We start from the raw sequence: 6,139 nt of genomic DNA on the forward strand, positions 1-6,139 counted from the left end.
ACTTCGTCAGCCAGGGCGAGCCGATCACGCACACGCGCCTGTTCGGCGCCTGGCTCGCTGCAGCCGGGCTGCCGCCGGAGACGCGGCGCATTCCGGTCTGGCTCGCGTATGCGTTGGCCGTCACGTTCGAAGGCGCCTATCGCGCGCTCGGCGTGCGCAGCGAGCCGCCGCTGACGCGCTTCATCGTCGAGGAATTCTCCACCTCGCACTGGTTCGACATAGCCGCGGCCAGGCGTGACCTCGGCTATGTGCCGCAGGTGGGTTTCGAAGAAGGCATGCGCCGATTGACGCGGCATCTCGCCGCCGCACGCGCCTGAGTACGGCGTGGCCGGGCTACAATAGCGGCCTGTCTCTGCACCGCCGCACGATGTCCGATCCGCGCATGTCCAATCCGCTCCTGCAACGCCTCGGCAACGCGCTCGAATTCGCGCTCAACCGCGCGCTTGCGCTCGATGCGGAGACCCAATTGCGCCTGTCCGCGCTCGAAGGCCGGCGCATCGGCGTCGACCTGCGCGGCACGGGACTCGCGTTCGCGATCTCGGTAGCGGGTGGCAAGCTCATAGTCGGCCCGCACTCGGAAAAGAGCGGCGACCTCAACCTGCGTGCGGCGCCCGCGAGCTTGCTCGCTTTCGCCCTGCGCCGTGGCGACGACGATGCGGTCGCGCCCGGCAAGGTCGAGATTTCCGGTGACGCCGATCTCGCGCGGCGCATGGAAAAGCTGATGCGCGGCTTTCGGCCCGACATCGAAGAGGCGTTCGCGCAAACCTTTGGCGACATCGTCGGTGTGCCGCTTGCGCGCACGCTGCAACGCGCGTTCGCCTACGCGCGCGAGTCCGCACACGCGACCGCGCAGGACACGGCCGAATTCCTGCGCGAGGAAAGCCGCGATCTGGTCGCACCGGCCGAGATGGAAACGTTCCTCGACGACGTCGATGCGCTGCGCGAACGCGCCGACCGGCTCGAAGCGCGCGTGAAGCATCTCGCGTCGCGCCGCGGCAGGGACGCGGCATGACGACGCTGGGACAATTGCCGCGCCTGTTCGGCATCGTTGCAACGATTGCGCGCTATCGGCTCGACGAGATCATCGACGGATTCGAACCGCCACGTGCGTTGCTTCTGTTGCGCGCCGCGTTGCCGAAGCCGCCGACCGATATCGCACAGCAGCCGCGCGGTGCACGCCTGCGCGCGGCGTTGATCGACGCCGGCCCGATCTTCGTCAAGTTCGGCCAGATTCTCTCCACGCGCCGTGACCTGCTGCCGGCTGACGTCGCCGATGAACTTGCGCAACTTCAAGACCGCGTGCCGCCGTTCCCGGGCGAGCAAGCACGCGCCGCCGTCGAAGCCGCACTCGGCGCACCGGTGACTTCGGCCTACGCGAACTTCGATACGACGCCGCTCGCCTCGGCATCGATCGCGCAGGTGCACGCCGCGCGCCTGCACACTGGCGAAGAGGTCGTGGTCAAGGTGCTGCGCCCCGGCATCCATGTACGCATCCGTGCCGACATTGCGCTGCTGCGCGCGCTCGGCGAACTCGCGCAGCGCTGGCATCCGGCCGCGGACAAGATCCGCCCGCGCGACATCGTCGCCGAGATCGAAAACACGCTCGAGAACGAACTCGACCTGCAGCGCGAGGCGGCGAACGCCTCGCTGCTCAAGCGCAACTTCGCCGCGGGCGATGACGTCTACATCCCTAAGGTGTATTGGGACCAGACCAAGGAATCGGTGCTCACGCTCGAACGCGTGCACGGCATTGCCGTCGATGACCTCAGGGCGCTCGACGCGGCCGGCATCGACCGCGTCGCGCTCGCCGAGAAGGGCGTGCGCCTGTTCTACACGCAGGTGTTCCGCGACAACTTCTTCCACGCCGATGCGCACCCGGGCAACATCTGGGTCGATCCCGCGCGTCGTGAGAATCCGCGCTTCATCGCGCTCGACTTCGGCATCGTCGGCTCGCTGCCCGACCAGGACCAGTTCTGGCTCGCCGAGAATTTCATGGCGCTGTTCGACCGCGACTACCGGCGCATCGCCGAGCTGCACGTCGCCGCCGGCTGGATTCCGCCGACTGCGCGCATCGACGAGCTCGAAGCCGCCGTGCGCACGGTCTGCGAGCCGTACTTCACGCGACCCTTGAGCGAAATCTCGCTCGGCGAAGTCGTCGCCAAACTGTTTTCCGTCGCACGCCGTTACCAGCTTACCGTGCAACCGCAATTGATCCTGCTGCAGAAAACCTTGCTCAACATCGAAGGCGTCGGTCGTCTGCTGCACCCGCAGATCGACATCTGGGCCGTGGCCCGGCCCGTGCTCGCCGAGATTTTGCGCAAACGCTACGGCATACGCCACGCGCTCAAGCAAGTGCGCAAGCGCCTGCCCGAATGGCTCGCGGTCGCGCCGCAAATGCCCGAGTTGATCCATGCGACGCTGCAACGCGCTGCGGCCGGCGAACTGACGTTGCAGACGCAGACCGCCGCCCTCGAACAAAATGAACGCCTCGCGCTAGCGCAACGCCGTCAGCTCGCCGTGTTGCCGCTTGCTGCGGCATCGCTGGTCAGTGCCGCGCTGCTGTACGCCTTCGACGCACGCGGCGCGCTGTGGGCGCATGTGCCGGTGTCGGCGTGGATCGCGCTGGCAGTCAGCGCGACTGCGTTCGTCGTTGCGTGGCGGCGTGCGCGTTGAGCGACGCGATCGAGATCATTCACGAAGACGACGTACTGCTGGCAGTCAACAAGCCGGCCGGTTTGCTCGTGCACAAGAGCAAGATCGCCAACGACGAAACCGATTTTCTGCTCGAACGGATCAACGAGCAGGTCGGCGCGAACCTGTATCTCGCCCATCGTCTCGACCGCGCGACCTCGGGCGTGCTGCTGCTGGCGAAGTCGCGCGAGATCGCGGGCGAGCTCGGCCGCGCGTTCATGGCGCGCGAGGTGACGAAGAAATACCTTGCCGTCGTGCGCGGCTGGCCGGCGGCCGAAGGCGAGATCGACTATCCGCTGCCCGGCGTGCGCGAGCAGGGGCCGCGCAAACCGGCGTTGACGCGCTGGCGAACGCTCGCGACGACGACGGTGCCGATCGAAATGGGTCGGTATCCCGAACAACGCTATGCGCTCGTCGAGGCATCGCCCGAGACCGGGCGCTTTCGGCAGATTCGCAAGCACTTCCACCACGTTTCGCATCACATCGTCGGCGACACGAGCCACGGTCGCGGCGATCACAATCGGCTATGGCGCATCCATTTCGGCATGCATCGCATGCTGCTGCATGCGTGGCGGCTGGAGTTTGCGCACCCGGTGTCGGGTGTTCGCGTCATGCTCGTTGCACGCCCCGACGCGGTTTGGCGAAAGGTTTTCGAGCGCTTTGGCTGGACGGACGTTGCCGAGTGAGTTAAAAGCCGCCGGAATAACGAGAAAAAATTCAGCGCGGCAATGCGAACCGCATCTTGTTGCGCTCGCGTGCTCGCGCCACTTCGATTTCGCGATTGCGCGGATCGGCCGTGGTCACGAGCGAGTCAATCAGGCTGCGCGCCACGGCGGTGACGTCTGTGACCGCACGGTCGAACACGGCCTGATTCACTTTCGACGGCGCGTTGAAGCCGCTGAGCTTGCGTACGAACTGCAGCGCGGCGTCGTGCACTTCGGCGTCGGTCGCGGGCGGGTCGAAGTTGAAAAGTGTCTTGATGTTTCGGCACATAAGGCTCGCAGCCACCTCCACGTGGATCCATCCGCATCGCGTTCGTTGATGCGCTCAAAAGTTGATCGGTGAGGTCGGGGTAACGTACTTGACCACCTCGCGAAGAATGTTGAAGGCGGCCACATCGATGGTAGCGCTCTCGCTCTTGGTGGTCTCGACCGTGATGGTCAGTCCGTCGTCGGGGCAGGGACGCCATCGTCACCGCTGCCATGCGGCTCGTTCGACTTGCCGCCTCCGGTCGGTTTGGGCGCGCCTGCGCCTAACGACACTTGGAAGATTGACCCACAGCCACTTTCCCCGCCGGCCTGACATTCGAGAGTTCCACCCTGGTGGCCACCGTACAGCGTCGTTCCATAGAGCGCGCCCCGGTAGAGGGTCACAGGGCCGACGGGATTGAGGTTCGCAGAGGGATCATCGATGTTGGTGAGGAAGTTCGTGAGCACTGTAAGGGTCCTGGGAGTTCCGTCCCTGTGCGGCGGTCCAACCTTGAAAACCGTACCCACGCCCCTCGCGTCGAGTTCCCCACCATAGGAGTTCGTACCGTAAAGGTTGTTTTGCGAGTCGACGATCAAGGCAGCAACCGGGCCGCAGCCGATAAGCCCACTGGCAAAGCTATGGATCACGCTCTCCGTCCAGCCTGTTGCGCCATTCCCGGGCGGGGTCAGCTTGAAAACTGTGCCACTGCAGGAATTAGAGCGGTTCCCGCCAGCGTGGTATACCTTACCGGTTTGGGTCGTGCCGTAGAGGTTGCCCTGCGTATCGAAAACCAGGGCGGCTGCGGGGCTGGCGCCGTCAACGCAGCCATCGTCATCACCGTCGGAGCAAAAATTATAGAGCACGGTCTGTGTCCAAAGGCCCGTGCCCGCCGCCGGCGGCGTCAGCTTGAAAGCGATTCCCGAATTGCCGCTACCATTACCGCCAAGTGGCGTGGTGCCATACAGCGCGCCTTGTTTGTCGGCAATCAGCTCAGCCACGGGACGGTAGCCGTCAAGGCAGTAGTATCCCACTGTGCAAAAGTTATAAATCACGCGAAATAGCTTGTCCTCGCCGTACTTTAGCCTGAAAGCCGTCCCGTAACCGCCGTAGTAGGGGCCGCCCTTGGAGGTCGTTCCGTAAAGCGCGCCATCGGCGCCAAGTACCAGGCTCGCCTGGGGATAGGTGCCGTCTTCGCAGCTCGGCAACGAGCAGAAGCTGTAGATCGTGGCTTCCCTCCACTCGCCCTGGGGGTTGGCGGGCGGCACCAATGCGAAAATCGTCCCATAGCCCGACTGGCCGCCTTGATTTGTCGTGCCGTAGAACTTGCCGTCGTTGGCGTCGTAGATCAGGCCGGCCTGGGGATAGGCACCGTCCGTGTAGCTGTTGATGTTGCCAGTGAAGTTATGCAGCACGGTTTTCGTCCAGAGGTTGTGACCCGCCGCCGGCGGCGTCAGCTTGAAAATCGTTCCAAGGTTGGAGGTGCCTCCCTTCCATGTTGTGCCATAGAATTCGCCTTTGTATTCGAGCAGGCTACCGTATGGCCACACTCCATCGTCACCCCCATTGAACTCATAGATCGTGGTCGTGTTGGCCGCCGTGCAGGGGCACACCCATGCAAAGCCTGTCAATGCCAGGATCAGCGCCACAGCGCGATAGACGGGTTTCATCGATTTCCCCTATCAGACCTGCTACCCCGATTGGAACAGCCATGCGGAGCCACGGAAGAACTCCAAGCGACTCCACCGCATTCAAGCGCAATTTCAAGCAGCTTCCGCGTGTAAGCGCACAGCCCGTGCGCGAACGACCTCAAGAATAGTCGCAAAGGTAGGGTTACCGTCGATGCTCAACGACTTGTACAACTCTCAGGACTAAGGCCGGATTCGCGTGCGCCCAGCGTCATGCCTTGGCGCATGCGATATCGCCGAGTGCACGCGCGATGCCGGCAAACGTGTGCCACAGATTCTCGGCAAGTTCGATAGATGTTTGAATGTCTCGTTGCTGGCTTCACTTGTCACCACCGGTGAACAGCACGATCAATACACCGCGGCATTCGGTGCAGTACACGCGACAGACGGGATCAGCGTCGATTTTCCTTCCGACACGCCGTGCGCGAGGCGGCGAAACTGGCCGGAATTGCCGTGTGCGAGACCCGATCCACCGATACTCGCACGAACGATCAGTTCTTGAGCGAATGGATCCAATCCAAGTGGACCGCGCTCATCTTTGCACGCATGAGCGCGTTGTATACCCTGAACTACATAGAGTCAAGCGCGCGCATTGCTACAATGCCAGTGCCTGCGAAGCAGTAGAACCGTATGCCCTCCTTCGACATCGTCTCCAAACTCGATCTGCACGAACTGACCAACGCGGTCGACCAGGCCAACCGCGAGCTCATCAACCGTTTCGACTTCAAGGGCACGGGCGCGGTCTACGAGCGCGAAGAGACCGTGGTCACGATGAAGGCGCAGGCCGAGTTCCA

General features: G+C 63.5%; 6 protein-coding genes and 1 pseudogene. 5 read left to right on the forward strand and 2 right to left on the reverse strand.

From position 1 onward, the window contains the following. The 4 genes and pseudogenes from VF497_RS09380 to VF497_RS09395 form a co-directional block, all read left to right on the forward strand. Nucleotides 1–317 (forward strand): annotated as a pseudogene (locus VF497_RS09380) (3-beta hydroxysteroid dehydrogenase); the annotation flags it as partial. A gap of 65 nt (nt 318–382) precedes the next feature. Then, entirely contained in the window at nt 383–1,012 is a 630-nt protein-coding gene (locus tag VF497_RS09385) for a ubiquinone biosynthesis accessory factor UbiJ (RefSeq protein ID WP_330887984.1), read from the forward strand. Next, nucleotides 1,009–2,673: a ubiquinone biosynthesis regulatory protein kinase UbiB gene (gene ubiB / locus VF497_RS09390; RefSeq protein ID WP_330887986.1), complete on the forward strand. Its 1,665-nt coding sequence runs from the start codon at nt 1,009–1,011 to the stop codon at nt 2,671–2,673. Before VF497_RS09385 ends, ubiB begins: the two co-directional genes overlap by 4 nt. Then, the gene (locus VF497_RS09395) at nt 2,670–3,377 is read left to right on the forward strand and encodes a pseudouridine synthase (protein WP_330887987.1); all 708 of its coding nucleotides are present in this window, start codon (nt 2,670–2,672) and stop codon (nt 3,375–3,377) included. The genes ubiB and VF497_RS09395 overlap by 4 nt, the downstream gene beginning before the upstream one ends. Nucleotides 3,378–3,408: 31 nt before the next feature. On the opposite strand, the gene VF497_RS09400 is transcribed toward VF497_RS09395, so the two are convergent. Further along, nucleotides 3,409–3,699 carry a DUF2277 domain-containing protein gene (locus tag VF497_RS09400; RefSeq protein ID WP_330887989.1) on the reverse strand — a complete coding sequence of 97 codons (291 nt, stop codon included), beginning with the start codon at nt 3,697–3,699 and terminating at the stop codon, nt 3,409–3,411. Nucleotides 3,700–3,851: 152 nt separating this feature from the next. After that, nucleotides 3,852–5,327 carry a choice-of-anchor tandem repeat GloVer-containing protein gene (locus tag VF497_RS09405; RefSeq protein ID WP_330887991.1) on the reverse strand — a complete coding sequence of 492 codons (1,476 nt, stop codon included), beginning with the start codon at nt 5,325–5,327 and terminating at the stop codon, nt 3,852–3,854. A 648-nt stretch (nt 5,328–5,975) separates the two neighbouring features. Between VF497_RS09405 and VF497_RS09410 the strand changes: the two genes are divergently transcribed. Beyond that, nucleotides 5,976–6,139: DUF520 family protein (locus VF497_RS09410; protein WP_330887993.1), on the forward strand; the 164-nt coding region annotated here is incomplete at its 3' end.

Source organism: Rudaea sp., assembly GCF_036383415.1.
GTDB lineage: Bacteria > Pseudomonadota > Gammaproteobacteria > Xanthomonadales > Rhodanobacteraceae > Rudaea.

Bases quoted from the DNA above. Each gene is read 5' to 3' on its own strand.
- ubiB (WP_330887986.1), top strand. From the start codon at position 1,009: ATGACGACGCTGGGACAATTGCCGCGCCTGTTCGGCATCGTTGCAACG.
- VF497_RS09385 (WP_330887984.1), top strand. From the start codon at position 383: ATGTCCAATCCGCTCCTGCAACGCCTCGGCAACGCGCTCGAATTCGCG.
- VF497_RS09405 (WP_330887991.1), bottom strand. From the start codon at position 5,327: ATGAAACCCGTCTATCGCGCTGTGGCGCTGATCCTGGCATTGACAGGC.